The 22,609-nt window shown below is 69.7% G+C and carries 21 protein-coding genes; 18 read left to right on the top strand and 3 right to left on the bottom strand.

Annotated features, from left to right (window positions below; all coding sequences use genetic code 11):
- Window positions 1–131: 131 nt before the first annotated feature.
- Window positions 132–1,022, top strand: coding sequence for a menaquinone biosynthetic enzyme MqnA/MqnD family protein (locus ACFU5O_RS10900; RefSeq protein ID WP_384238802.1), 891 nt, complete (start codon window positions 132–134; stop codon window positions 1,020–1,022).
- Window positions 1,023–1,052: 30 nt separating this feature from the next.
- Here ACFU5O_RS10900 and ACFU5O_RS10895 read toward each other — a convergent pair whose 3' ends face one another.
- Window positions 1,053–2,108: an alpha/beta hydrolase gene (locus ACFU5O_RS10895; protein ID WP_384238800.1), complete on the bottom strand. Its 1,056-nt coding sequence runs from the start codon at window positions 2,106–2,108 to the stop codon at window positions 1,053–1,055.
- 219 nt (window positions 2,109–2,327) lie between these two features.
- Here ACFU5O_RS10895 and ACFU5O_RS10890 point away from each other — a divergent pair, with 219 nt between their 5' ends.
- From ACFU5O_RS10890 to ACFU5O_RS10870, 5 genes are all read left to right on the top strand, one after another.
- Window positions 2,328–3,983: a serine/threonine-protein kinase gene (locus ACFU5O_RS10890; RefSeq protein WP_384238798.1), complete on the top strand. Its 1,656-nt coding sequence runs from the start codon at window positions 2,328–2,330 to the stop codon at window positions 3,981–3,983.
- 113 nt (window positions 3,984–4,096) lie between these two features.
- Window positions 4,097–5,296, top strand: coding sequence for a cyclic dehypoxanthinyl futalosine synthase (gene mqnC, locus ACFU5O_RS10885; RefSeq protein WP_384238796.1), 1,200 nt, complete (start codon window positions 4,097–4,099; stop codon window positions 5,294–5,296).
- 7 nt (window positions 5,297–5,303) lie between these two features.
- The gene (locus tag ACFU5O_RS10880) at window positions 5,304–5,951 is read left to right on the top strand and encodes a hypothetical protein (RefSeq protein ID WP_384238795.1); all 648 of its coding nucleotides are present in this window, start codon (window positions 5,304–5,306) and stop codon (window positions 5,949–5,951) included.
- A 214-nt stretch (window positions 5,952–6,165) separates the two neighbouring features.
- A complete protein-coding gene (locus ACFU5O_RS10875; RefSeq protein WP_384238793.1) occupies window positions 6,166–6,861 on the top strand; it encodes a demethylmenaquinone methyltransferase in 696 nt (231 codons plus the stop codon).
- A gap of 30 nt (window positions 6,862–6,891) precedes the next feature.
- The gene (locus tag ACFU5O_RS10870; RefSeq protein WP_384238791.1) at window positions 6,892–7,803 is read left to right on the top strand and encodes a glutaminase; all 912 of its coding nucleotides are present in this window, start codon (window positions 6,892–6,894) and stop codon (window positions 7,801–7,803) included.
- 15 nt (window positions 7,804–7,818) lie between these two features.
- On the opposite strand, the gene ACFU5O_RS10865 is transcribed toward ACFU5O_RS10870, so the two are convergent.
- Window positions 7,819–8,334, bottom strand: a complete 516-nt coding sequence (locus ACFU5O_RS10865; RefSeq protein ID WP_384238789.1) for a GNAT family N-acetyltransferase — start codon at window positions 8,332–8,334, stop codon at window positions 7,819–7,821.
- Between the two features lie 97 nt (window positions 8,335–8,431).
- Between ACFU5O_RS10865 and ACFU5O_RS10860 the strand changes: the two genes are divergently transcribed.
- On the top strand, window positions 8,432–9,718 hold the full coding sequence (locus tag ACFU5O_RS10860) for a geranylgeranyl reductase family protein (protein ID WP_384238787.1): 1,287 nt from the start codon (window positions 8,432–8,434) through the stop codon (window positions 9,716–9,718).
- A gap of 376 nt (window positions 9,719–10,094) precedes the next feature.
- Here ACFU5O_RS10860 and ACFU5O_RS10855 read toward each other — a convergent pair whose 3' ends face one another.
- Window positions 10,095–10,901 (bottom strand): C40 family peptidase, encoded by an 807-nt coding sequence (locus ACFU5O_RS10855; protein WP_384238785.1) that lies wholly within the window; start codon window positions 10,899–10,901, stop codon window positions 10,095–10,097.
- An 885-nt stretch (window positions 10,902–11,786) separates the two neighbouring features.
- Between ACFU5O_RS10855 and ACFU5O_RS10850 the strand changes: the two genes are divergently transcribed.
- From ACFU5O_RS10850 to nuoK, 11 genes are read left to right on the top strand one after another with little or no spacing between them, the layout of a single operon-like run.
- Complete coding sequence (locus tag ACFU5O_RS10850; protein WP_003974383.1) at window positions 11,787–12,146, top strand: NADH-quinone oxidoreductase subunit A; 360 nt, start codon at window positions 11,787–11,789, stop codon at window positions 12,144–12,146.
- A 16-nt stretch (window positions 12,147–12,162) separates the two neighbouring features.
- Entirely contained in the window at window positions 12,163–12,717 is a 555-nt protein-coding gene (locus ACFU5O_RS10845; protein ID WP_003998928.1) for an NADH-quinone oxidoreductase subunit B family protein, read from the top strand.
- Window positions 12,714–13,442, top strand: a complete 729-nt coding sequence (locus ACFU5O_RS10840; RefSeq protein WP_384238782.1) for an NADH-quinone oxidoreductase subunit C — start codon at window positions 12,714–12,716, stop codon at window positions 13,440–13,442. Before ACFU5O_RS10845 ends, ACFU5O_RS10840 begins: the two co-directional genes overlap by 4 nt.
- A complete protein-coding gene (locus tag ACFU5O_RS10835; RefSeq protein WP_384238781.1) occupies window positions 13,439–14,761 on the top strand; it encodes an NADH-quinone oxidoreductase subunit D in 1,323 nt (440 codons plus the stop codon). The genes ACFU5O_RS10840 and ACFU5O_RS10835 overlap by 4 nt, the downstream gene beginning before the upstream one ends.
- A gap of 17 nt (window positions 14,762–14,778) precedes the next feature.
- A complete protein-coding gene (nuoE, locus tag ACFU5O_RS10830) occupies window positions 14,779–15,519 on the top strand; it encodes an NADH-quinone oxidoreductase subunit NuoE (protein WP_384238967.1) in 741 nt (246 codons plus the stop codon).
- Entirely contained in the window at window positions 15,519–16,904 is a 1,386-nt protein-coding gene (nuoF, locus tag ACFU5O_RS10825; RefSeq protein ID WP_384238779.1) for an NADH-quinone oxidoreductase subunit NuoF, read from the top strand. Before nuoE ends, nuoF begins: the two co-directional genes overlap by 1 nt.
- A complete protein-coding gene (locus tag ACFU5O_RS10820; RefSeq protein WP_384238777.1) occupies window positions 16,901–19,420 on the top strand; it encodes an NADH-quinone oxidoreductase subunit G in 2,520 nt (839 codons plus the stop codon). The genes nuoF and ACFU5O_RS10820 overlap by 4 nt, the downstream gene beginning before the upstream one ends.
- The gene (nuoH, locus tag ACFU5O_RS10815) at window positions 19,417–20,796 is read left to right on the top strand and encodes an NADH-quinone oxidoreductase subunit NuoH (RefSeq protein ID WP_384238775.1); all 1,380 of its coding nucleotides are present in this window, start codon (window positions 19,417–19,419) and stop codon (window positions 20,794–20,796) included. Before ACFU5O_RS10820 ends, nuoH begins: the two co-directional genes overlap by 4 nt.
- Window positions 20,789–21,457 (top strand): NADH-quinone oxidoreductase subunit NuoI, encoded by a 669-nt coding sequence (gene nuoI, locus ACFU5O_RS10810; RefSeq protein WP_384238773.1) that lies wholly within the window; start codon window positions 20,789–20,791, stop codon window positions 21,455–21,457. The genes nuoH and nuoI overlap by 8 nt, the downstream gene beginning before the upstream one ends.
- Complete coding sequence (locus ACFU5O_RS10805; protein ID WP_384238771.1) at window positions 21,454–22,305, top strand: NADH-quinone oxidoreductase subunit J; 852 nt, start codon at window positions 21,454–21,456, stop codon at window positions 22,303–22,305. The genes nuoI and ACFU5O_RS10805 overlap by 4 nt, the downstream gene beginning before the upstream one ends.
- Window positions 22,302–22,601, top strand: a complete 300-nt coding sequence (nuoK, locus tag ACFU5O_RS10800) for an NADH-quinone oxidoreductase subunit NuoK (protein ID WP_376433518.1) — start codon at window positions 22,302–22,304, stop codon at window positions 22,599–22,601. The genes ACFU5O_RS10805 and nuoK overlap by 4 nt, the downstream gene beginning before the upstream one ends.
- Window positions 22,602–22,609: the final 8 nt, after the last annotated feature.

Below are 22,609 nucleotides of genomic sequence, written 5' to 3'. Positions count from 1 at the left end.
CGCACGATGTTCGCAGCGGTAGAGGTAAAGATCACTTCACCCGGATGTTTGATCCCCTCTTGACATGCTGACGGTCGTGGCGGGCGAGCCCCGGGCAATCGTGGCATCGGGCGGAGGTCTAGCCTCGCGATGTGGACAGTCTTGGAGAACCCGCGGAACCCGCGGAGAACGCCGCCGGCGACCGTCGCAGCCGGCCGCGTGTCGGTCACATCCAGTTCCTGAACTGCCTGCCCCTCTACTGGGGCCTGGCCCGCACCGGGACACTGCTCGATCTGGAGCTCACGAAGGACACCCCGGAGAAGCTCTCCGAGCAGCTGGTGCGCGGCGACCTCGACATCGGGCCCATCACCCTCGTCGAATACCTCCGCAACGCCGACGACCTGGTGGCCTTCCCCGATCTCGCGGTCGGCTGCGACGGGCCCGTCATGTCGTGCGTGATCGTGTCGCAGCTGCCGCTGGAACAGCTGGACGGGTCGCGGGTCGCGCTCGGCTCCACCTCGCGCACCTCGGTCCGCCTCGCCCAGCTGCTGCTCGCCGAGCAGTACGGGGTGTCGCCGGACTACTACACATGCCCGCCCGACCTCGGCGTGATGATGCAGGAGGCCGAAGCGGCCGTGCTGATCGGCGACGCCGCGCTGCGCGCCTCGCTGCACGACGCGCCCCGCCTCGGCCTGCGGGTCCACGACCTGGGGCAGATGTGGAAGGACTGGACCGGGCTGCCGTTCGTCTTCGCGGTGTGGGCGGCTCGCAAGGACTATCTGGCGCGCGAGCCCGCGGTGGTCCGGAAAGTCCACGAGGCGTTCCTGGCCTCGCGTGATCTGTCCCTGGAGGAGGTCGCGAAGGTCGCCGAGCAGGCGTCGCGCTGGGAGACCTTCGACGCCGACCTGCTGAAGCGGTACTTCACCACGCTCGACTTCCGTTTCGGGGCCGAGCAGCTCGCCGGGGTACGGGAGTTCGCGCGCCGGACCGGGCCGACGACCGGCTTCCCGGCGGACGTACGGGTCGAGCTGCTCGGCACCTGACGGAGCCGTCGTACGGTCCGAACTGCGCCGTCAGGACGTGGGGACGGGTGCCTGCATGTGTGCGCTGATCCACTGGATCGACCCGTCCCCCATGCCCTGGACGTAGGTCCTGGCGTTGTGCTCGCCGTTCCGGATGACCTGCAGACGCGTTTTGACCGGGCCTTTTGTGCAGTCCTTGATGAAGGCCTTCAGCTTCTTCATCCCGGACTCCTCGGTGCCGATCTGGAATGCCAGACGGACGTCGTTGTCCTTGGTGTCAGGCCTGGCCCCGAGGGCCTTGGCGAGCTTCTCGGGATTGTTCGCCTGCTGCTCCTCGGGGTGTCCCGCCCAGAGCGGGGAGTCGGGCACGGTGTCGGGGCCGGACGCGATGACCGCCTTGAACTTGTCGGGGTGCTGGAGAACGGACTTGAGGCCGACGAAGGCACCTGACGAAGATCCCATGAAGGCCCAGCCGTCCCGTGATCTGAAGGTGCGGAAATTGGCCTTCACGAAATCGGGGACGTCCTCGGTCATCCACGTGCCCATTTTCGGCTGCCCCGGAATATCACTGCCGTCGTAGTAATACTTGTCGTCCGGGTTGAGGACAGGCATCACCACGATGAACGGAAGGCTCTTGCCTTCCTGGGACCACCGGCTGATGCTGCTCTGCAGCTTCAGATCGGTGCCCATCCAGTAATTGTTCGGGTAACCGTTGCCGCCGGGGAGTGCGATCAGCACGGGGAAGCCGCTGTTCGCGTACTTCGGATCGAAGTACTGCTTCGGGGCCCAGACCCAGACCTTGCCCGTGAATCCGGACTTCTTGCCCTCCAGGGTCGTGACGCCGATCCTGGTGCCGTCGTCGATGGTGTTCTGGGTGGTGAACTCGGCCTTCGGTCCGGTCGGCATCAGGGTCTTGGCGGCGGCCTCGGCCGCCTTCCCGTCCGCCGGCGTCCCGTCCGCCGCCGCCCCGGATGCGGGGGCCTGAGCCGTCGGGCCGTCGAAGGTGACCGGCTCCCCCTCGTCCGAGCAGCCGGAGGTGAGCGCGACGGAGCAGAAGGCGACGGCGGCCATGAGGGCCTTGGGCGGACGCGAGCGAAGGCGTTTCATGGCGGACTCCATGTTTCTGCTGTTTCTGCTGTGCTTTGCAGGTGTCTGAGGTGGTTCCGGTTGAGGCGCGCGGTTTACGCCCGGAGAGATGGGGCGGACGGCCGATCGGTTGGTCCGGCGGCGGACCCAATCCGGTGATCCGCCGCACGGCGCGCTCTACGCTGTCGGGGGACGTACACCGCGGGACATCGCGGAGTCGGGCGGGAATCGGGGGAGCTCATGCAGCCGCTGGAAGCGGGCGAGCCGCGGACCGTCGGTGCGTACCGGCTGCTCGGCAGGCTCGGTGCGGGCGGAATGGGGCGGGTGTATCTGGCGCGCTCCGAGGGCGGCAGAACCGTCGCGGTCAAGGTCGTCCATCCGCACTTCGCGCTCGACGAGCAGTTCCGTGCGCGGTTCCGGCGCGAGGTGGCAGCGGCGCGGCGGGTGGGCGGGGCCTGGACCGCGCCGGTGCTGGACGCGGACCCGGACGCGCCGGTTCCGTGGGTGGCAACCGGCTATGTGGCCGGGCCCTCGCTCGGGCAGGCCGTAGCGGAGCACGGCCCGCTTCCCGAGCACACCGTGCGGACGCTGGGAGCGGGGCTCGCGGAAGCGCTGGCGGCCGTGCATGCGCTGGACCTGGTCCACCGCGACGTCAAGCCCTCGAACGTGCTGCTCGCACTCGACGGCCCCCGCCTGATCGACTTCGGCATCGCCCGCGCCACCGACGGCACCGCGTCGCTCACCACGACCGGCGTCTCCGTCGGCTCACCCGGCTACATGGCGCCCGAGCAGATCGTCGGCAAGGACGGGGTCACGGGCGCGGCCGACATCTTCTCGCTCGGCGCCGTCCTCGCCTACGCCGCGACAGGCGCCGCCCCCTTCCAGGGTGATTCCTCGGCGGCGCTGCTCTACAAGGTCGTCCATGAGGAGCCCGAGCTGAGCGCGCTGGCGGGGCAGTTGCGGGAACTCGTCGCCGCCTGCCTGGCCAAGGACCCGTCCGAGCGGCCCGCACCGGGAGACCTGGCCCGCCGACTGGCCCCCGGCACCGCCGGCGCGGGCGCGCTCGTGGCGGCGGGCTGGCTGCCCGGGCCGCTGGTGGAGCAGGTGAGCCGGACGGCGGTGCGGCTCCTCGACCTGGAGCCGGCCGGGCCGGACCCGGACGTGTCCGGTCCCGTTCCGTTCAGCAGCCCGGCGATCGGGGCCTTCGGGCCGCCGTTCGACCCTCCGATCGCGTCCTCCATCGGTTCGCCGTCGCCGTCGCCGTCGCTGCCGCCCACGACCCCGCCGGCGGCGGGGAAGCCCGACGGCCGCTTCTCCCTGTCCGTCACCACCGGTACGGAACGGGACCGTCCGGGCGGTGTCCGCAAGGTCAGCTGCACGGTCGCCCTCGCCGTGGCGGGCGCACTGGCGGCGGTGACCGTGGGTGCGGGGTTTCTCTTCGACCTCTTCCCGGGCAGTGGCGGCGGCCTCAACGACTCGGCGGCCGAGCCGCCCCCGTCGTCGGTGTCCAGCAAGCCGGCGGACGGCGGGACGGGCCCGGCGAAGGACGTGCCGAAGCCCTTTCTCGGAACATGGGAGGGAGAGGTGACCGCCGCAGGGCTGCCCGCCGGGACCATGAAGGTCACCATCGGCGCCGGTCGCACCGGCGAGCGGATCGGCACGGCCGAACAGACCGACATCCTCGGCAATTTCATCTGCGAGGACCTGCTCACCGCCACGAGCGCCGACGAACGCACCCTCGTCGTCGACGCCGAGCGCGGTCCGCGGAGCAAGGGCATGTGCTCCGAGAGCACGAAGGGACTCCGCCTCGAGCTGAGCGGCAGCACACTGCGCTACGTCTCCGGTGATGCGCGCGCGGGCAATCCGGTCGGTGATCTCGCGAAGCGCGGCGGTTGACGGGGAGGCCCGGCGGGCGCGCGCGAGGTGCCCCCCACGGGCAGGCGCGGGGGCTGGCGTAGGCTGGACCGGCCCGCGCAACGCCCCGAAACACCGCCGAAAGGTGACTCCCGGTGACCCTGAAGGCCGACCAACAGAGCGTCCTGGACCGTGCCGCAGAGGGCGGGCGGATCACCCCCGAGGAGGCGCTCGACCTTTACCGGTCCGCGCCGCTGCACGCGCTGGGCGCCGCCGCCGATGCCGTACGCCGCCGCCGTTACGCCGGTACGGAGCACATCGCGACGTACATCATCGAGCGCAACATCAACTACACCAACGTCTGCGTCACGGCCTGCAAGTTCTGCGCGTTCTACGCCCCGCCCAAGGACACCGCCAAGGGCTGGACCCGCGACCTCGACGACATCCTGCGGCGCTGCGCCGAGACCGTCGAGCTGGGCGGCACCCAGATCATGTTCCAGGGCGGCCACCACCCCGACTACGGCGTCGAGTACTACGAGAAGCATTTCGCCGCCATCAAGAAGGACTTCCCGCAGCTGGTCATCCACTCCCTCGGTGCGTCCGAGGTCGAGCACATGGCCCGGATCTCCGGCGTCTCCGTCGAGGAGGCGATCTCCCGCATCCACGTCGCCGGTCTCGACTCCTTCGCGGGCGCCGGAGCCGAACTGCTGCCCGAGCGGCCGCGGAAGGCGATCGCGCCGCTGAAGGAGTCCGGCGAGCGCTGGCTGGAGATCATGGAGACCGCGCACCGGATGGGTGTCGAGTCGACGTCCACCATGCTGATGGGCACGGGCGAGACCAATGCCGAGCGCATCGAGCACATGCGCATGATCCGTGACGTACAGGACCGGACGGGTGGCTTCCGGGCCTTCATCCCGTACACGTACCAGCCCGAGAACAACCACCTCAAGGGCCGTACGCAGGCCACGATCTTCGAGTACCTGCGGATGATCGCGATCGCCCGGCTCTTCTTCGACAACGTCGCCCACATCCAGGGCTCGTGGCTGACCACGGGCAAGGAGGTCGGCCAGCTGTCGCTGCACTACGGCGCCGACGACCTGGGTTCGATCATGCTGGAGGAGAACGTCGTCTCCTCTGCCGGTGCGAAGCACCGCTCCAACCGCCAGGAGATCATCGACCTGATCCGCAAGTCGGGCCGCGTCCCGGCGCAGCGGACGACGACGTACGAGCACGTCGTCGTCCACGACGACCCGGCGAACGACCCGGTCGACGAGCGCGTCGCCTCGCACATCTCCTCGACGGCGATCGAGGGCGGCACGGCCCATCCCGAGCTGAAGCTGCTGAACGCCAACTGACGTCACCGTGCTGACGATTCACGTCGCCGACCGGGTGTTCGGCGCCCCCGGGGGCGGGCCCGCAGAAGCGGTCGCGGTCGACGGCGGCGTGATCGTCGCGATCGGGGCGTACGACGAGGTCGCCGGCGCCCGCCCACAGGCGCGGGTACGCCGCTGGCCGGGTCTGCTGGTCCCCGGGCTCGTGAACTCCGATGCCGTCGCCCTGCTGGAGGCCGCCTACCACCCGGACCCGCGCGAGGCGGACACGCTCGGCACCGAGCCGCTGACCGGCCAGGCGCTCGTGGCCCTCGGCCTCGACGACACGCGCTGGGGGGCCAGCGCGAGGCGAGGGCTGCAGCGCATGCTGGGCCATGGCACCACGGCGGTCGCCGGTCCGTTCACCCGGCCGGAGGTGCGCACCGCGGTCGCACGGTCGGGTCTGCGGGTGCGCGACCGGCGTCATGGCCCGGAGGGCGGCACACCGTCGCTGGACCCGCTCGCCACGCGTCCGCTGAGCGAGGTGCTCGACGGCGAGCTTTCGCTCGGCGCTCCGGCCGACTTCGCCGTCTTCGACGTTCCCGCCGGCGAACCTCCCGCGCGGGCACTGCGTGAACACGGCGCCGGCACGTGCGTCGCGACCGTGCTCGGCGGCCGACTGGTGTTCCGGCGCCGCTGAGCGCGTAACCGCTGGGCGCGCCACCCGCTGGGCGCGTCACCCGGCCGCGGGCCCTGCGCGCCGCATGCGTCACCCTCTGAGCACGCCACCCGGCCGCGGGCCCTGCGGGGGAGGCGCGGCGCGCACACCGGCACGCCCCCGCCGGGGCGGCCGGGGCGCGCCTGAGACAATGGCCGCGTACCGTCCGCACCCGATCATGCGAGGCCGAACGCCAGTGACACGAGCTTCTCTGGACAAGCAGCCGCACGAAGTCGCCTCCATGTTCGACGATGTGGCGGCGAACTACGACCTCACCAACGACGTGCTCTCGCTCGGCCAGGACCGGCGCTGGCGCAAGGAGGTCGCCAAGGCGGTCGACGCACGGCCAGCCCAGAAGATCCTCGACCTCGCGGCCGGCACCGGAACGTCCTCGCTGCCCTTCACCCGCACCGGCGCCTACGTCGTGCCCTGCGACTTCTCGCTCGGGATGCTGCGCGAAGGCAAGAAGCGGCACCCGTGGCTGCCGCTGACCGCGGGGGACGCGACGAAGCTCCCGTTCCGTGACAACGTCTTCGACGCGGTGACGATCTCCTTCGGGCTGCGCAACGTACAGGACACGGACCAGGCGCTGCGCGAGCTCCACCGGGTCACCAAGCCCGGCGGGCGCGTCGTGATCTGCGAGTTCTCGCACCCGACCTGGGCTCCGTTCCGGACGGTGTACGAGGAGTACCTGATGCGGGCGCTGCCGCCCGTGGCCCGCGCCGTCTCCTCCAGTCCGGACGCCTACGTCTACCTCGCCGAGTCGATCCAGTCGTGGCCCGAGCAGGCGGAGCTCGCACGTCTGCTGCAGAAGGCCGGCTGGTCGAAGGTGGCGTGGCGGAATCTGAGCGGCGGGATCGTCGCGCTGCACCGCGGCATCAAGCCGCAGTAGGACTCAGGACCGAGGACCCGGCACAGCCCCATGGACTACAAGGCACTGCTGGATCGCATCGCGCAGGAGGTGGCGCCGCTCGTCGGCAGCGGCACCCCCGCCGAGTACATCCCCGCCCTCGCCACCGTCGACCCGGGCCGCTTCGGCATGGCCGTCGCGGACGTCGACGGCAACGTGTACGGGAGCGGCGACTGGGAGCGCCCCTTCTCCACCCAGTCGGTCACCAAGGTCTTCGCGCTCGCGCTCGCCCTCTCCCTCGGCGGTGACGATCTCTGGGAGCGGGTGGGCCGCGAGCCGTCCGGCAACCCCTTCAACTCGCTGGTGCAGCTGGAGTACGAGAACGGCATCCCGCGCAATCCGTTCATCAACGCGGGCGCCCTCGTCGTCACCGACCGGCTGCAGACCCTCACCGGCGACGCCAGCAGCGAAGTCCTCGGGTTCCTGCGGCAGGAGAGCGGAAACCAGGAGCTCGCCTTCGCCCAGGAGGTCGCCGCGTCGGAGTCGGAGCACGGCGACCGCAACGCGGCCCTGGCCCACTTCATGGCGTCGTACGGCAACATCGTCAACCCCGTGCCGGTACTCCTCGACCACTACTTCTGGCAGTGCTCGATCGAGATGAGCTGCGCCGACCTGGCCCTCGCGGCCCGCTTCCTCGCCCGCCACGGGCTGCGCGCCGACGGCACCCGGCTGCTGACCCGCAGCGAGGCCAAGCAGATGAACGCCGTGATGATGACCTGCGGCACGTACGACGCGGCCGGGGAGTTCGCCTACCGCGTCGGGCTCCCCGGCAAGAGCGGGGTCGGCGGCGGGATCATCGCCGTCGTGCCCGGCCGCTGCACGGTCTGCGTGTGGAGCCCGGCACTCGACGAACAGGGCAATTCGGTGGCGGGCGTGGCGGCGCTGGACCGGTTCACGACGCTGACCGGGCTCTCCGTGTTCTAGGGCGTGCCCGCCCCTCTACAGGGTGAGCCTGAAGCAGTAGCCGGTCCGCTTCGAGACCGGCGTCGTGAAGGTCTCGGCGAGCTCCATGCCGAGCCGCCGGGTCACCGCGATCGACCGCTCGTTCTCCGCGGCCACCATCGCGACGACGCTCGGTACGCCGGCTGCCCGTACCCGCTCCAGGGTGGCGCGGGCCGCGGCCGTCGCGTAGCCACGCCCCCAGGCGCGGCGGGCCAGCCGCCAGCCGATCTCGATCTCGCCGGCCGGACCCCATGCGTGCGGCCACGGCTGCGCGCCGGTGAAGCCGATGACCTCGCCGTCCTCGTCCAGCATCGTCCACAGGCAGAAGCCGTGCTCCGCGTCGTGTCTGCGCTGCCGGGCCGTCAACTCCTCGTACACGGACAGCTCCGCGGGTGAGCCGCCGTGGAACTCCATCACCTCCGGGTCGGCGAAGATGCGGTGCCAGGCCAGGGCGTCCTCGTCGGTGGGCACGCGCAACTCGACGACCGGCGCGGCGGGAAGCGTTTCGCTCATGGGACAGCCCTTCGGTTCGTGGATCAGTACGCCCCCATAGACTGCACATGTCCAGTGCTTTTAAGCACGCGAAATCGAGTCTTCGGGAGTCCACGCCGTGACCGAGACCTTCTCCGAGCACACCGCAGATGTGATCGTCGTCGGCGCGGGCCCGGCCGGTTCCACGACCGCGTACCACCTCGCCAAGTCCGGACTCGACGTGCTCCTCCTGGAGAAGACCGCGTTCCCGCGGGAGAAGGTCTGCGGCGACGGTCTCACCCCCCGCGCCACCAAGCAGCTCGTGTCCATGGGCATCGACATCTCCGAAGAGGCCGGCTGGCTGCGCAACAAGGGACTGCGCATCATCGGCGGCGGCGTACGGCTCCAGCTGGACTGGCCCGAACTCGCCAGCTACCCGGACTACGGACTCGTGCGCAAGCGCGACGACTTCGACGAGCAGCTGGCCCGGCAGGCGCAGAAGGCCGGCGCCCGGCTCTACGAGCGCTGCAACGTCGGCGAGCCGGTCGTCGACGACCGCACCGGCCGCATCACCGGTGTGCGCGCCAAGCTGGGTGAGGAGAAGACGCCGGTCACCTTCCACGCCCCGCTCGTGGTCGCCGCCGACGGCAACTCCTCCCGGATCTCCCTCGCGATGGGCCTGCACCGCCGTGAGGACCGCCCGATGGGCGTCGCGGTCCGTACGTACTTCACCAGCCCGCGCCACGACGACGACTACCTCGAGTCCTGGCTGGAGCTGTGGGACCGCCGCGGCCCCGGCGAGGACCGGCTGCTGCCCGGCTACGGCTGGATCTTCGGGATGGGCGACGGCACGTCCAACGTCGGCCTGGGTGTGCTCAACACGACCGCCTCCTTCAAGGAGCTGGACTGGCGCGAGGTCCTCAAGGCCTGGTGCGCCTCGATGCCCGAGGACTGGGGCTACGTCCCCGAGAACATGACGGGCCCGATCCGCGGTGCGGCCCTGCCGATGGCCTTCAACCGGCAGCCCCACTACACGCGCGGTCTGCTGCTCGTCGGCGACGCGGGCGGCCTGGTCAACCCGTTCAACGGTGAGGGCATCGCGTACGCCATGGAGTCCGGGCAGATCGCGGCCGACGTGATCGTCCAGGCCCACGCCCGCGCCACCCCGGCCCAGCGTGAACTCGCGCTCCACAACTACCCGAAGGTCCTCAAGAACACCTACGGCGGTTACTACACGCTGGGCCGCGCCTTCGTGAAGCTCATCGGCAACCCGAAGGTCATGAAGATCGCGACGCAGCGCGGACTGACGCACCCCGTGCTGATGAAGTTCACGCTGAAGATGCTGGCCAACCTCACCGACCCGACGGGCGGCGATGCGATGGACCGCATCATCAACGGCCTCTCGAAGGTGGCCCCCAAGGCCTGAGCCGGTGCGGCGGCGCGGGTACGGGGCGAACGTGGTGTGAGGATGCCGTGACCGCCCGCGCCGACCGGCTCCCGGGCGGCCTCGGGTCTCCCCGGCCTGCCGCGTCCGTGATGCGCAGCGGGGGACCCGCACCGGACGCACCACCCGCACACGCTTCCTGACCGCTACCGGCGGCGCGCTCGGCGCTGCGGCCGTAGGGGTGCAGTTCTGTCTGCGCACGCCCGGCCCGCGGACGAGGCGCGCCGGCGGCTGGGTCTGCCCAACACCTTCGATCTCGGGTGATATGGGGACGGACCGACACGGAAGGGCCGTCACTCCCGTGGGGGAGCGACGGCCCTTCCGTAGGCGCGTACGGCCGGCTACGGCCGGCTGTGCGTCAGAGAACGCGGACCGCACCGCTCGCGGGGTAGCCCGACAGATCCTGGATGACGACGCCCTTGCTGGGGTTGGCGGCGTCGAGGTACTGGCCGTTACCGACGTAGACACCCACGTGGTACGCGGAACCGGCGCCGCCCCAGTAGAGGATGTCGCCGACCTGGACGTTGTCCAGGGAGACCGGGGTGCCGGCCACCGACTGGTCCTGCGAGACACGGGGGAGGTCCACGCCGACCTGGCGGTAGGCGGCCTGGACGAGGCTGGAGCAGTCCCAGGCGTTGGGGCCGGTGGCGCCCATGACGTAGGCGTCGCCGAGCTGCGCCTTGAGGAAGGCGATCACGGTGCCGACGGAGCCGGACGGGGTGGAGGAGTCGCTCTTGGTCGAACCGGAGGCGGACAGCGTGGTGCGCTCGGACGTGCGGGAGGCGCGCTCGGCCTCGGCGCGGGAGGCCTCCTCGGCCTTCTTCTCGGCCTCGGCCTTGCGGACGGCCTCGTCCTTGGCCTTCTTGGCGGCCTTGGCGGCCTTCGCGGCGGCCGCGTCCTCCTGGGTCTGCAGCTGGGCATCCAGGGCCGCTTGCTGAGTCGTCTCGGCGGAGAGGGCGACTGCGCTCGCGAGCGCAGGGGCGTCGAGCGTGAGCGCGGGCATCTCGATGGTCTCGGTCACCGGCTCGGCATTCGCCGGCCCGGCGCTACCGGCCACCGCGATGGTGCTGAGGACGCCACCGGCAACTCCGGCCCGGAGCGCGAGCTTCGAGGCGCTGCGGGGGCGGGGCTTCCGGTGGCTTCGTATGTGAGCGGTGTGGGACATGGGAATAACCGGTATCAAGGACGGCCGGTTCCCTTCAAGAAACGTGCGTTGCGCCACAGTTACGTTCGGAATCTCATAATCCGCTTTCCTGGGACCTTTATTGACGCCGTAACGGGCAAAACGGGCATCCATGATCAGGGCTGTGATCATGGGCTTTCGGTAAAAGGTCCGGATTGCCCGTCGCTTACCACCCCTTCACACCGATGGCCAAGCCCGGAATTCTGAGGGTCCGAAAGGTGTGACACAGGTCACAGAGTGATCACGGCCGGGCGCTCATGGCGGGCCCTCCGGGGGGCGGCTCGAGCGAAAGATCGCCCGAGGGTCCGACGGGGGCCGTCGGAGGGGCCCCGAAGATCCGGCTCGCGGGCCGGCGGGGGCCGGCTCCCGATCCGCCTTCGGCAGATCGGGAGCCGAGGGTGGATCTGTCATGGGCGGGTCGAAAGGTGGAGTCCGGAGAGGCCGGGGACCGGCCCGCCGCTCGTGAACGGATGCACGCGTCCACTCCCGTCCCTGCGGCCCCCCGCTTGAGTGACAGGCATCCTTTACCACCCGGTCCTGCCGCTTGCCAATTTGCTTGCAGGGGGTGGTGCTGGTAATGACCCCAAGCCCCTGACCAGCGGTAACGTGTCAGATAGCTACCTCTTGTAGTCGCTCGTGCGCTTCGCGTGCAAGATCACTGCTCATCCGACTTCATGATCCTTCGTCAGGTGGTGGAGATCACAAAGACGTTGTCGTACCCCGTGTCGCAGATCACAGACCAGCAGGCATAGGATGCGGAGCAGTCGGGCTTGTGAACTGCCTCACATATGCGTGATCTTCGCGGGGCGGCGAGCCGTATGCCCGGTGCGGTCCAACGGTCAAGGACGACTGGAAGGAGCGAGGAGCGTGAATGCCTACGCGCCCATCCTCGTGCTCGGCGCCCTAGGGGCAGGCTTTGCGATCTTCTCCGTGGTCATGGCCACGCTTATCGGTCCGAAGCGCTACAACCGCGCAAAGCTCGAGGCCTATGAATGCGGCATCGAGCCGACGCCGACGCCGGCCGGAGGGGGCCGCTTCCCCATCAAGTACTACCTGACGGCGATGCTCTTCATCATCTTCGATATCGAGATCGTCTTCCTCTATCCCTGGGCCGTCACCTTCGACGCCCTGGGGATCTTCGGGCTCGTGGAGATGCTGCTCTTCGTGCTCACCGTCTTCGTCGCCTACGCGTACGTATGGCGGCGCGGCGGCCTGGAATGGGACTGAGGGGCTGAGGGCACCAATGGGACTCGAAGAGAAACTGCCGAGCGGTTTTCTGCTGACCACCGTCGAACAGGCCGCGGGCTGGGTGCGCAAGGCGTCCGTCTTCCCTGCCACGTTCGGCCTGGCCTGCTGCGCCATCGAGATGATGACGACCGGCGCCGGCCGGTACGACCTGGCCCGCTTCGGTATGGAGGTCTTCCGCGGCTCGCCGCGGCAGGCCGATCTGATGATCGTCGCCGGGCGGGTGAGCCAGAAGATGGCGCCCGTCCTGCGCCAGGTCTACGACCAGATGCCCAATCCCAAGTGGGTGATCTCCATGGGGGTTTGCGCATCCTCGGGTGGAATGTTCAACAATTACGCGATTGTGCAGGGCGTTGACCACATTGTTCCGGTTGACATCTATTTGCCGGGCTGCCCCCCGCGCCCGGAGATGCTGATGGACGCGATCCTCAAGCTCCACCAGAAGATCCAGACCTCCAAGCTCGGCGTGAACGCGGAAGAGGCGGCCCGCGAGGCGGAGGAAGCGGCCCTCAAGGCGCTCCCGACGATCGAGATGAAGGGGCTGCTGCGGTGAGTGATCAGCCGAACCCCGAGAAGGAACTCAGCGAGCAGAACCTGCCCGGGCAGCGCGGTGAGCACGGCGAGGAGATCCGCGTCCAGCACGGCATGTTCGGCGCCGGCAACGGCGGCGACACCTCCGGCTACGGCGGCCTCGTCCGTTCCGTTCGGATGCCGGGCGCGGCCACCCGCCCCTACGGCGGCTGGTTCGACGAGGTCGCCGACGAGCTCGAAGGCGCTCTGGAGGAGCAGGACCTCCTCCCCGGGAGCGCGATCGAGAAGACGGTCGTCGACCGCGACGAGCTCACGTTCCACATCGCGCGCGAGCACCTTGTCCGGGTCGCCAGGACGCTGCGCGACGACCCGGCGCTGCGCTTCGAGCTCTGCACCGGTGTGAGCGGGGTCCACTACCTCGGCGACAAGGGCCGCGAGCTGCATGCCGTCTACCACCTGCGCTCGATCACCCACGGCCGGCTGATCCGTCTGGAGGTCAGCGCCCCGGACACGGACCCGCACGTTCCGTCGCTTGTCGAGGTCTATCCGACCAACGACTGGCACGAGCGCGAGACCTACGACTTCTTCGGCCTGATCTTCGACGGCCACCCCGCCCTCACCCGGATCATGATGCCGGACGACTGGCAGGGCTTCCCGCAGCGCAAGGACTACCCCCTCGGCGGCATCCCCGTCGAGTACAAGGGCGCCCAGATCCCGGCTCCGGACCAGCGGAGGTCGTACTCGTGACCACCCCATCTGCATCCGCACGCGAGACGACCGAGGGGACTGTATATACAGTCACCGGCGGCGACTGGGACGAGGTCGTCCAGACCGCCGCCAAGGCCGACGACGAGCGCATCGTCGTCAACATGGGTCCCCAGCACCCGTCCACCCATGGAGTGCTCCGCCTCATCCTGGAGATCGACGGGGAGACGGTCACCGAGGCCCGGTGCGGCATCGGCTATCTGCACACCGGCATCGAGAAGAACCTCGAATACCGGACCTGGACGCAGGGCACCACGTTCGTCACGCGCATGGACTACCTGACGCCGTTCTTCAACGAGACGGCGTACTGCCTCGCCGTGGAGAAGCTGCTCGGCATCGAGGACCAGATCCCGGACCGGGCGTCGGTCATCCGTGTGCTCCTCATGGAGCTGAACCGGCTCTCCTCCCACCTGGTGTGCATCGCCACCGGCGGTATGGAGCTCGGCGCCACCACGATCATGATCTACGGATTCCGTGATCGTGAACTCATTCTCGACATCTACGAACTCATCACCGGCCTGCGGATGAACCACGCGTACATCCGCCCCGGCGGTCTCGCCCAGGACCTGCCCCCGGGCGCCGTGGACCAGATCCGCGAGTTCGTGAAGAAGATGAAGAAGAACCTCCCCGAGTACGACAAACTCGCCACCGGGAACCCGATCTTCAAGGGCCGGATGCAGGGCGTCGGCTACCTCGACCTGGCCGGCTGCATGGCACTGGGCGCGACAGGTCCGATCCTGCGCTCCACCGGCCTGCCGCACGACCTGCGCAAGACCGATCCGTACTGCGGTTACGAGAACTACGAGTTCGACGTGCCGACCGCCGACACCTGCGACTCCTACGGCCGTTTCCTCATCCGGCTCGAGGAGATGCGCCAGTCGCTGCGGATCGTCGAGCAGTGCCTGGACCGGCTCGCCCCCGGCCCGGTCATGGTCGCCGACAAGAAGATCGCCTGGCCCGCCCAGCTCGCGCTCGGCCCGGACGGTCTCGGCAACTCCCTCGACCACATCAAGAAGATCATGGGCACCTCCATGGAGGCCCTGATCCATCACTTCAAGCTGGTGACCGAGGGCTTCCGGGTCCCGGCGGGTCAGATGTACGCGGCCGTCGAGTCGCCCAAGGGCGAGCTCGGTGTCCATGTCGTCTCCGACGGCGGCACCCGCCCCTACCGGGTCCACTTCCGCGACCCGTCCTTCACCAATCTGCAGGCCATGGCGGCGATGTGCGAGGGCGGCCAGGTCGCCGACGTCATCGTCGCCGTCGCGTCCATCGACCCCGTGATGGGAGGCGTCGACCGGTGACTGACGTCAGCTTGGGGATGCCCCAGCTCCCCGCACCCGACTACCCGGCCGATGTACGGGCCAGGCTCGAGGCCGATGCCAAGGAGGTCATCGGCCGCTACCCGGACAGCCGGTCCGCGTTGCTGCCGCTGCTCCACCTCGTGCAGGCGGAAGAGGGCCATGTCACCCGCACCGGGATGCGGTTCTGTGCGGAGATGCTGGGACTGACGACGGCGGAGGTCACGGCCGTCGTCACCTTCTACACCATGTACCGGAGGAAGCCCTCCGGGGACTACCAGGTGGGCGTCTGCACCAACACCCTCTGCGCGGTGATGGGCGGCGACGCGATCTTCTCGGAGCTCAAGGAGCACCTCGGCGTCGGCAACAACGAGACGACCGACGACGGCAGGATCACCCTTGAGCACATCGAGTGCAACGCGGCCTGCGACTTCGCGCCCGTCGTGATGGTCAACTGGGAGTTCTTCGACAACCAGACTCCCGAGTCGGCACGGCGGCTCGTCGACGACCTGCGGGCCGGACGGACCGTCGAGCCGACCCGCGGGGCCCCGCTGTGCACGTTCAAGGAGACCTCGCGCATCCTTGCCGGTTTCCCGGACGAGCGCCCCGGTGCCGTCGAAGCGACCGGCGGCGCCGGTCCGGCGTCGCTGACCGGCCTCCGGCTGGCCAAGGGCGAGTCCCCCCACGCGCGCGTGGTCCATCCGCGCGGTGCGGCCGCCCACGACGAACCTCGCGACGCCGCACATGAGGAGGGGGAGTGATGACTGTGTCGACCGACTACGGGGGCACCTCCCGGCCGGACGCCGGGGGCGAGTCGAGCGCCGAGAAGCTGCTCGTGCCCGTCCTGTCCGCGTTCTGGGACCAGCCCGAGTCCTGGACCCTGAGCACCTACCGGCGCCACGACGGCTACGAAGGCCTGCGCAAGGCTCTCGCGATGACCCCGGACGACCTCATCGCGTACGTCAAGGACTCCGGTCTGCGCGGGCGCGGCGGCGCGGGCTTCCCCACCGGGATGAAGTGGCAGTTCATCCCCCAGGGCGACGGCAAGCCCCACTATCTCGTGGTCAACGCCGACGAGTCGGAGCCCGGGACCTGCAAGGACATCCCGCTCCTCTACGCCAACCCGCACTCCCTCATCGAGGGGATCGTGATCGCCTGTTACGCGATCCGCTCGAACCATGCCTTCATCTATCTGCGCGGCGAGGTCGTGCCCGTACTGCGCAGGCTGCACGAGGCCGTGCGTGAGGCGTACGAGGCCGGCTTCCTCGGCAAGGACATCCTGGGCAGTGGACTCGACCTCGAACTCACCGTCCACGCGGGCGCGGGCGCGTACATCTGCGGTGAGGAGACCGCGCTGCTGGACTCCCTGGAAGGCAGGCGCGGCCAGCCCCGGCTGCGTCCCCCCTTCCCCGCGGTCGCCGGTCTGTACGCGTGCCCCACTGTGGTGAACAACGTCGAGTCCATCGCGTCGGTTCCCGCGATCCTCAACAACGGCAAGGACTGGTTCCGTTCGATGGGCAGCGAGAAGTCCCCGGGCTTCACGCTGTACTCGCTGAGCGGCCATGTCGCGTCGCCCGGCCAGTACGAGGCCCCGCTCGGCATCACCCTGCGCCAGCTGCTCGACATGAGCGGCGGAATGCGGCCCGGCCACCAGCTCAAGTTCTGGACCCCGGGCGGCTCGTCCACCCCGATGTTCACCGACGAGCACCTCGACGTCCCGCTGGACTACGAGGCCGTGGGCGCCGCCGGGTCGATGCTCGGCACCAAGGCGCTGCAGTGCTTCGACGAGACCACCTGCGTCGTGCGGGCGGTCACGCGCTGGACCGAGTTCTACGCGCACGAGTCCTGCGGCAAGTGCACGCCCTGCCGCGAAGGCACGTACTGGCTCGTGCAGTTGCTGCGTTCCGTCGAGAACGGGGCCGGCACCATGAGCGACCTCGACAAGCTGGCCGACATCGCCGACAACATCAACGGCAAGTCGTTCTGCGCCCTCGGCGACGGCGCCGCCTCGCCGATCTTCTCGTCCCTGAAGTACTTCCGCGACGAGTACGAGCAGCACATCCGCGGCAAGGGATGCCCCTTCGACCCTGCCGCGTCCACCGCGTGGGCGGACCGGCCCGCCGACACCACGGAGGTGAACGCATGACTGTGACCACCAATAGCGCTCCCTCCGGGGGCGGCGAGGCCGCGGTCCCGCGCGAGGACCTGGTCTCGCTGACCATCGACGGCATCGAGATCAGCGTGCCCAAGGGCACCCTGGTCATCCGCGCCGCCGAACTGCTCGGCATCGAGATCCCCCGGTTCTGCGACCATCCTCTCCTCGACCCGGCCGGCGCCTGCCGCCAGTGCATCGTCGAGGTCGAGGGCCAGCGCAAGCCGATGGCGTCGTGCACCATCACCTGCACCGACGGCATGGTCGTCAAGTCGCAGCTCACCTCGCCCGTCGCCGAGAAGGCGCAGCAGGGCGTCATGGAGCTGCTGCTCATCAACCATCCGCTCGACTGCCCGGTCTGCGACAAGGGCGGCGAGTGCCCCCTGCAGAACCAGGCCGTCTCGCACGGCCAGTCCGAGTCCCGGTTCGAGGGCAGGAAGCGGACGTACGAGAAGCCCGTCAACATCTCCACCCAGGTGTTGCTGGACCGTGAGCGGTGCGTGCTGTGTGCGCGGTGCACCCGCTTCTCCAACCAGATCGCGGGCGACCCCATGATCGAGCTGCTGGAGCGCGGCGCGCTCCAGCAGGTCGGTACGGGCGAGGGCGACCCCTTCGAGTCGTACTTCTCCGGGAACACCATCCAGATCTGCCCGGTGGGCGCGCTGACCTCGGCGGCGTACCGGTTCCGTTCCCGCCCCTTCGACCTCGTGTCGTCGCCGTCGGTGTGCGAGCACTGCTCGGGCGGCTGTGCCACCCGCACCGACCACCGGCGCGGCAAGGTCATGCGGCGGCTCGCGGCGGAGGACCCCGAGGTCAACGAGGAGTGGATCTGCGACAAGGGGCGGTTCGCGTTCCGCTACGCCCAGCAGCGCGACCGGCTCACCACCCCCCTCGTACGCAACCGGGAGAGCGGCGAGCTCGAGCCCGCGAGCTGGCCGGAGGCGCTGGAGGCCGCGGCCACCGGTCTCGCGGCGGCGAGCGGCAGGGCGGCCGTGCTGACCGGCGGGCGGCTCACCGTCGAGGACGCCTACGCGTACGCCAAGTTCGCGCGGATCGCCCTCGACACCAACGACGTGGACTTCCGGGCGCGGGTGCACTCCTCGGAGGAGGCCGACTTCCTGGCCTCGTCGGTGGCCGGACACGGCCGGGATCTGGACCGTGCGGGAGTCACCTACACCTCTCTGGAGGCCGCGCCGGCCGTACTGCTCGCGGGCTTCGAGTCCGAGGAGGAGGCCCCCGGCGTCTTCCTCCGGCTGCGCAAGGCGTCCCGCAAGCGCGGCCGGCGGACCTTCGCCCTCGCCACCCACGCCACCCGCGGCCTGACGAAGGCCGCAGGCATCCTGCTGCCCACCGCCCCCGGCACCGAGACCGAGTGGCTGAACGCCATCGCGGTGGGGGCCGGGCTCGAGGGCGACGGCGCCGCGGCCGCGGAGGCACTGCGCGCTCCGGGAGCTGTCATCGTCGTCGGCGAGCGGCTGGCCGGGGTGCAGGGCGCCCTGACGGCCGCGGTGCGGGCCGCCACCGCGACCGGTGCCGAGCTGGTGTGGATCCCCCGCAGGGCGGGCGAGCGCGGCGCCGTGGAGGCGGGCGCGATCCCGACGCTGCTGCCCGGCGGCAGGCCCGCCACCGACCCGCGGGCCCGTGAGGAGACCGCTGCGGCCTGGGGCGTTCGCGAACTGCCGCACCGCTACGGCCGCGACACCGGCCAGATCGTCGAGGCCGCGGCCACCGGCGAGCTCGGTGCCCTGGTCGTCGCGGGCGTCGAGGTCGCCGATCTGCCCGACCCCGCACGCGCCCGCGAGGCGCTCGACGCGGTGGGCTTCCTGGTCTCGCTGGAGCTGCGGCCGAGCGAGGTGACCTCGCGCGCCGATGTGGTCTTCCCGGTCGCGGCCGTCGCCGAGAAGCCCGGCACGTTCCTCAACTGGGAAGGCAGGGCCAGGCTCTTCGAGGCCGCGCTGAAGCCCGACCAGATGACGCGCCCGCTGCCGCCGTCGGACGCCCGTGTGCTGCACATGCTCGCCGATGCCCTCGATGTGCATCTCGCGCTGCCGGACCTGCGGTCGGTGCGGCGTGAGATGGACCGGCTCGGCGCCTGGGACGGCCCTCGGGCGTCCGGGCCCGTCGAGACGGGGCAGCCGCTGCCCCGTCCGGGCGACGGCGAGGCGGTGCTCGCGGGCCACCGGATGCTGCTCGACCAGGGGCTGCTCCAGGAGGGCGACGAGGCGCTGGCGGGGACCCGGCACGCGGCGGTCGCCCGTCTGTCCGCGGCGACCGCGGCCGAGACCGGTGTCAAGGACGGCGATCTCCTCGCCGTCACGGGACCGGCCGGTTCCGTACGACTACCGCTCCAGGTGACCGAGATGCCCGACCGGGTGGTCTGGCTCCCGCTCAACTCGACGGGCGCCGGTGTGCTGAGCGACACGGGCGCCGGGCCCGGCCGCCTCGTGCGCATCGGCCCGGCAGCCGCCGCGGCGGCCGGCAGCGACGACGTACCGGAGGTGCGCGCGTGAACCCGATCCTCCTCGCGGCCGAGGACCTCTCGCTGTTCGGACGGGACCCCTGGTGGCTCGTCGCCGTCAAGGCGGTCTTCTGCTTCGCCTTCCTGATGCTGACCGTGCTGTTCTCCATCGTGTGGGAGCGCAAGGTCGTCGCGTGGATGCAACTGCGCATCGGCCCCAACCGGCACGGACCCTGGGGCCTCCTCCAGTCCCTCGCGGACGGCGTCAAGCTGATGCTCAAGGAGGACGTGATCGTCAAGCGCGCGGACAAGGTCGTCTATGTCCTCGCGCCGGTCGTCGCCGCGATCCCCGCGTTCATGGCGATCGCCGTGATCCCCTTCGGCCCCGCCGACAACGAGATCTCGATCTTCGGTCAGCGGACCACGATGCAGCTCACCGATCTGCCGATCGCGATGCTCTACATCCTCGCGGTCGCTTCGGTCGGCATCTACGGCATCGTCCTGGCCGGCTGGTCGTCCGGCTCGACGTACCCGCTGCTCGGCGGACTGCGCTCCTGCGCACAGATGATCTCGTACGAGATCGCCATGGGTGCCGCCTTCGCCTCGGTCTTCCTCTACTCCGGGTCGATGTCGACCTCGGCGATCGTCGAGGCACAGGCGGACCGCTGGTACATCCTGCTGCTGCCGGTCTCGTTCCTGATCTACATCGTGACGATGGTCGGCGAGACCAACCGGGCCCCGTTCGACATGCCGGAGTCCGAGGGCGACCTGGTCGGTGGCTTCAACACCGAGTACTCGTCCATCAAGTTCGCGCTGTTCATGCTCGCCGAGTACGTCAACATGGTCACCGTCTCGGCGGTCTCCGTCACCCTCTTCCTCGGCGGCTGGCGGGCCCCGTACCCGATCAGCACCTTCTGGGAGGGCGCGAACCACGGCTGGTGGCCGATGCTCTGGTTCGTCATCAAGGTCCAGCTGCTGCTGTTCTTCTTCATCTGGCTGCGCGGCACGCTCCCGCGCGTCCGCTACGACCAGCTGATGAAGCTCGGCTGGAAGGTGCTGATCCCGGTCTCGGTCGTCTGGCTGATGCTCGTCGCGACCGTACGCGCGCTGCGCAACGAGGGCCGGGACTTCACCCAGATCGTGCTGTACGTGGGCGCCGCGGTGCTGGTCGTGCTGCTGCTTTCCTTCGTCGTCGACCTGTTCCGCGGCAAGAAGGAACGGGCCGAGGAAGAGGCGGCGGGGAAGACGGCCGCGCCCGCCGCCTTCGACCCGATGGCGGGCGGATTCCCGGTGCCGCCGCTGCCCGGGCAGGAGTTGCCGCCGGTGCCTCGCAGGCGGCCGCGCCGCGACGGCGAGTTGATTGTCAGTGGCGGCGTGAATACTGACAGTGACGGTCCTCGTGAGGGAAAGGAGGCTGACGGTGTCTGAGCGATCCAGCGAATCCGAGAGCTCGTTCCAGAACCCGGTCGCCGGCTTCGGCGTGACCTTCAAGGCCATGTTCAAGAAGCGGCTGACCGAGCAGTATCCGGAGCAGCAGAAGACGACGGCGCCGCGCTTCCACGGCCGGCACCAGCTCAACCGGCATCCGGACGGGCTGGAGAAGTGCGTCGGCTGCGAGTTGTGCGCGTGGGCCTGCCCGGCGGACGCCATCTATGTGGAGGGCGCGGAGAACACCGACGAGGAGCGTTACTCGCCGGGCGAGCGGTACGGCCGCGTCTACCAGATCAACTACGCCCGCTGCATCCTGTGCGGACTGTGCATCGAGGCGTGCCCGACCCGGGCACTCACGATGACCAACGAGTTCGAACTGGCCGACAGCTCCCGAGAGAACCTGATCTACACGAAGGAGCAGCTGCTCGCCGGACTCGAGCCGGGCATGGTCGAGACCCCGCACGCGATCTACCCCGGCACGGACGAGCAGGACTACTACCGGGGCCTGGTCACCGAAGCCGCCCCTGATACGGAGCGCCAGGTCGCCGTTTCCAAGGGCGAACAGCCGCCGTCGGCAGGCGCTTCGGGCGCGCCGCAGGAAGCCGCATCGGACTCCGGTGAGAACGAACCGGCCGCGAAGCGGGAGGTGGGGGCATGAGCGCCACCCTCGCCGCGGCCACCTCGACCGGGGAGGCCGTCCAGTTCTGGGTGCTGGGCACCGTCGCCGTCATCGGCGCGCTGTGCACCGTCCTGATGAAGAAGGCCGTGCACAGCGCGCTGTGTCTCGCCGGGACCATGATCATCCTGGCGGTCTTCTACCTCGCCAACGGGGCGTATTTCCTGGGCGTCGTCCAGATCGTCGTCTACACCGGCGCGATCATGATGCTGTTCCTCTTCGTCGTCATGCTCGTCGGTGTGACGGCGGCGGACTCCCTCAAGGAGACCATCAAGGGACAGCGCTGGTGGGCCGCGCTCTGCGGACTCGGCTTCGGCGTCCTGCTGATCGCCGGAATCGGCAACGCCTCCCTGACCTCCGGCTCGTTCATCGGCCTCGGCAAGGCCAACGCGGGAGGCAATGTCGAGGGCCTGGCCGCCCTCATCTTCACCAAGTACGTCTTCGCCTTCGAGATCACCGGCGCCCTGCTGATCTCGGCGGCCGTCGGCGCGATGGTGCTCACCCACCGTGAGCGCACCGAGCGCGCCAGCACACAGCGGGAGCTGTCCGAGCAGCGCGTCCGCGAGGGCAAGCACCTGCCGCCGCTTCCCGCCCCCGGTGTGTACGCCCGGCACAACGCCGTGGACATCGCCGGTCTGCTCCCGGACGGCACGCCGTCCGAGCTCACCGTCAACAAGACGCTGCGCGGGCGCGGTCAGATCCGCGACGTGTCCGCAGAGGCGCTGAACGACCTCAAGGCGCTGGAGCGGCGCTCGCAGGAGCGCCTCGGACGGGACTCGGACGAGCACGACCGGGACGGACAGCGCGACGGACAGGAGGCCAAGCGGTGAATCCGGTCAACTATCTCTATCTGGCCGCCCTGTTGTTCACCATCGGCGCGGTGGGTGTGCTGATCAGGCGGAACGCGATCGTGGTCTTCATGTGCGTCGAGCTCATGCTCAACGCCTGCAACCTCGCGTTCGTCGCCTTCTCCCGGATGCACGGCAATCTCGACGGCCAGATCATCGCCTTCTTCACGATGGTCGTCGCCGCCGCGGAGGTCGTGGTCGGGCTCGCGATCATCGTGTCGCTGTTCCGTTCCCGCCACTCGGCCTCGGTCGACGACGCCAGCCTGATGAAGCTGTAAGGGGTCGC

The sequence above is a fragment of the Streptomyces sp. NPDC057445 genome (assembly GCF_042802855.1).
Classification (GTDB): domain Bacteria; phylum Actinomycetota; class Actinomycetes; order Streptomycetales; family Streptomycetaceae; genus Streptomyces.
The sequence above is the reverse complement of the archived record's forward strand: the minus strand, read 5'-3'. Positions and strand labels throughout refer to the sequence as shown.